Source organism: Rhodohalobacter sp. (assembly GCF_041686455.1).
Classification (GTDB): domain Bacteria; phylum Bacteroidota; class Rhodothermia; order Balneolales; family Balneolaceae; genus Rhodohalobacter.
Window position 1 is genome coordinate 1 of the sequence record NZ_JAWLDW010000184.1, and the last position, 3,760, is coordinate 3,760.

At 41.4% G+C, this 3,760-nt stretch carries 3 protein-coding genes; 1 reads left to right on the forward strand and 2 read right to left on the reverse strand.

Annotated features, from left to right (window positions below; translation table 11 throughout):
* Positions 1–243 precede the first annotated feature (243 nt).
* Positions 244–1,632 carry an ABC1 kinase family protein gene (locus ACESM0_RS13245; RefSeq protein WP_372906679.1) on the reverse strand — a complete coding sequence of 463 codons (1,389 nt, stop codon included), beginning with the start codon at positions 1,630–1,632 and terminating at the stop codon, positions 244–246.
* The gene (locus tag ACESM0_RS13250) at positions 1,565–2,275 is read right to left on the reverse strand and encodes a hypothetical protein (RefSeq protein WP_372906680.1); all 711 of its coding nucleotides are present in this window, start codon (positions 2,273–2,275) and stop codon (positions 1,565–1,567) included. Before ACESM0_RS13250 ends, ACESM0_RS13245 begins: the two co-directional genes overlap by 68 nt.
* Positions 2,276–2,629: 354 nt before the next feature.
* Here ACESM0_RS13250 and ACESM0_RS13255 point away from each other — a divergent pair, with 354 nt between their 5' ends.
* A complete protein-coding gene (locus tag ACESM0_RS13255; protein WP_372906681.1) occupies positions 2,630–3,406 on the forward strand; it encodes a queuosine precursor transporter in 777 nt (258 codons plus the stop codon).
* Positions 3,407–3,760 lie beyond the last annotated feature (354 nt).

Consider the following 3,760-nt stretch of genomic DNA (forward strand, 5'->3'; position numbering starts at 1 on the left):
ATTCAATCCAGTTCTGCTGTCGAACCCAAATGGCGTAGCCATGCCCAACATCATAGCCACAGGTTTCAACCTGTGGTTTTTGAATACGGTACCTGGTCCTGGTCAGAATGCCGTAGGCATGGGACACGAAAAAAGCTCAACTATATATTAATATGATTCATATTGTAAAACCACATAGTTTGGTTTTTACATGTGGCATATGGGAATATTGGAAACGTAGCCTAATCAATGTATCTCGGCCTGTTAATTTGACTTCCCTTCAAATTGACCCAACACACTCTCCACAACTTCCCTCGATATTTTCGTCTCTATATTTGCGCCCAATTTCATCAAAAAGTGATATAACCCGAGGTGTACCCGCGTGCTGTAGATGAAATGTTTATTGCCTCTCGGTTCATTGGTGATCGGGGCATTCTTTGTGTACTGCCTGATCAAATTGCGGTATTCCGGATCACCAAAATCAAAGGAATCCTCAAGGTAGGGCAGCGCGAAGGTAAACCCGTAATTCAGAGCAAAATCATAGAACTGTTTTTCCCGTGGCTGCGTCTTTGGATCTCCCCTTAAAACTCCGAGCTTGTTGTACAACTCCAGAATGGCCTCTTCATCCCGGTTGAGATGAGTGGGAAGAAGCATCAGGTACTTGTAGAAAAAATCCTCTGGAAATGTTTTCACGCAGCCATAATCAATGACTCCCAATTTGCCGTCGGAGGTTAATAAAAAATTACCGGGGTGTGTATCGGCATGAAACTCCAGGATGCCGTTCGAAACATCATTGATCTGATTGTGAAAGAAATCCCACATCAACTGACCATATTTGTTCTTCTCTTCATCCGATGGGTCAGTCTTTAAAAACTCATTCAGATGCTGACCTTCCAGATAGGTCATGGTCAAAACACGTTCGGTTGAGTACTCCTCAATCCAGCGGGGTGTGGCTACGGATTCAGATTCGAACCGCTTATGAAATCGCTCCATCGATTCTCCTTCATGAATATAGTCTGTTTCCATGATCAGCGTCTGCTTCACTTCGTCGATATACTCTTCAATGGTGGCACTGTCTGAAGCAATTCGTTTGAGCAGTGTTTTTGCCAGTGCAATATCCGATGAGATGGTATCCCGCACTCCCGGATACTGAATTTTAACGGCCACTTCTGTACCATCCTTCAGCGTTGCGCGATGAACCTGCCCGATCGAGGCTGCTGCCATCGCTTGAGAATCAAAAGACTTAAACAGATGTTCAGGATAGTTACCCAGCTCTTTTTTGATAATGCTTCGTACCAGTGAGCGGTTAATGGGCGGAACGCTGTACTGGGCTTTTGTCATCACTTCCGCAAACTCGTCGGGGAGAAATCCCTGATCAATGCTGAAAGACTGAGCAATTTTAAGAGCCGTTCCTCTTAGCTTTGAAAACTCGCTGAATACCTCTTCAGCGGTCTGTTTGTGAAGCGCATTTTTATCACCATTGCCTGAAGCGATCGACTTCAGGTAGTGTTTCGCATAATTTTTGCCAACATTAAATCCTGTTTTAGCAAATATTTTACCACGAGAGAACTTCGATGATGGAAAATCATTCATGCTTTTTCTTCTCATTTTTTTGATCTGATCCACAGAGAGATGAAAGCCTGAAATTTTCATCTGTGATGCATTTGTTAAGAGAAGAGTTCATCCAGAGAAATTTTCCAAGATCAAATCCCTTATCAATAATTCTGGTATAAAATATCTCTTCGATGAGTGAGCTCCATTTGTCGGCCAGCGCCATACTGTTTTCTCTCATCCGGCTGGAGTCGTTTGCCCAGAATGCAATAAGGCCATGAAACTGTAATAAAATGGATTTCCAAAGCAGCTCATTTTGAATGATGAAAGCGGAACGGGTTATTTTCGGATCATTGCTAAAAATCGTTTTTAACTCCTCTTTGAATATTTTTCTGAATGCATTTCGCCGTTTGTCCCATACCACTTTCTCTTTATAGGTGTTGAGAGTAAATTCCCGATGCTCTTCGAACGAATCGAGCAGGGTTAAAAAAAGGTGGTTAAGTCTTTCACTTAGCGTGAACTCGCTGTAGTCCTCAATTTTTTCTACAGAATCTTTATACAGAATCATTCTCGACTCATAAAAGTAATCAAGGATAGACCTGCGATTTGGGAAGAGGTCAAAAATATCTTTTGAACTCATATCCAGTGATTCTGCGAGTGATTGTATTGTAAACCTGGAGTTGCTGAGATACCGGCCGGTAGCGGCTTCTGATATCTTAATTTTTAAAAGCGTCTCTTTATTCATTTTGACAAAATCTTGTTTAACGTAAGTTCAATGTGATTCTTTAAACCCTAAAGTTTGGCATATTAATTCGCGCGATTCAATTATTCACTTCCAGCAGTTAACATCTCATCCCGATCGCTCACCCGTGATTTTGGGATTGCGGTGAAGGGATGATCTTCAGAAAACCATAGATAGTTCATTCGGGTTGACAGTTAAACTTGATTGTACAGGGTGTCTGTTTAAAAGGGGCTCACCACCTTAATTTGTTTACAGGTATTCACTATAACCTGAAACGTCGTGAGTTTAAAAACTGAACGCCTCTTCTGTAATTCAAGTTCTACCGACATAACATCTACAGCACTCATAAAGGTTCAGATGAAGTTTAAATCTTTACGTAAATCAAATGGTCAACGGCGGGACGCTCTGTTTCTTTTTCTGGTAGCTATATTTCTTACTTCTCTGGTGTTGGGTAATATCGTTGGAACCACAAAATTTGTGACACTCTTTACGCTGGACATGGCCGGGTGGCTTCAGTCAATTACACCGTCACTTGTGAGGGATGGAAGTATCTATGTAATGAGTGTTCCGGTAGGTTTGCTTGCCTATCCCTTCACATTCCTGGCAACTGATTTAATATCTGAACTGTTTGGAAGAAAGAGGGCACAGACGGTGGTTTGGATCGGGTTTATTATGAACCTGTTTATGCTGTTCATTTTGAGTCTCGGCCACTGGTTACCGGATACTTATGGTGTAAGTGGGGGATTGAACCTATTTGAAGGCGTGTACGAATTTGTTATTGCCAATACCGTTTCAAGCATGATTGCCTACTTGATTGCGCAGAGCGTGGATGTTCGAATCTATCATTACTTGAAACGATTAACGGATGGCAAATATCTTTGGCTGCGAAATAATGGATCTACAATGTTTAGTCAACTTATAGACAGCACCACGATACTGACAATACTTTTCATATCCGGTAATCTTGGTGATAATGTTACAACTATAGGCGCTCTCTTTATTCTGATTATAAATTCATATCTATTCAAGTTTTTCTTCGCTCTGTTCGATACTCCATTGGCCTATCTTGGTGTTTGGTTATTTCAAGATTACGAAGAGGATCCGGAAGGGAAGCGGTTGTACAGTACACCGTGAATTGTTGACTCAGATTGAGTTTGATTCATTTCTCAGAAATTAAGCAGCTCCGCTGCATAAAATCTCCCGACCTGTATTAGGTTGAAAAATTCAATTTGCGAGATAACCGCCTCTAGTCTGTTCAACACTTCGAGCTTTATACTCTATTCGGTGTTCGTTATTCGTTAATCATCACTCAAAAAATACACTTCAGTATTTATTTTAAAATTAATACTCAAAAAAATTTGATTTAATCACTCCGGAAGCAAAACTTTTACCTGAGACCTGAGACCTGAGACCTGAGACCTGAGACCTGAGACCTGAGACCTGAGACCTGAGACCTGAGACCTGAGACCTGAGACCTGAGACCTGAGA

Coding starts and splice junctions, on each gene's coding strand:
- ACESM0_RS13245 (WP_372906679.1), bottom strand. CDS start 1,632: ATGAAAATTTCAGGCTTTCATCTCTCTGTGGATCAGATCAAAAAAATG.
- ACESM0_RS13250 (WP_372906680.1), bottom strand. CDS start 2,275: ATGAATAAAGAGACGCTTTTAAAAATTAAGATATCAGAAGCCGCTACC.
- ACESM0_RS13255 (WP_372906681.1), top strand. CDS start 2,630: ATGAAGTTTAAATCTTTACGTAAATCAAATGGTCAACGGCGGGACGCT.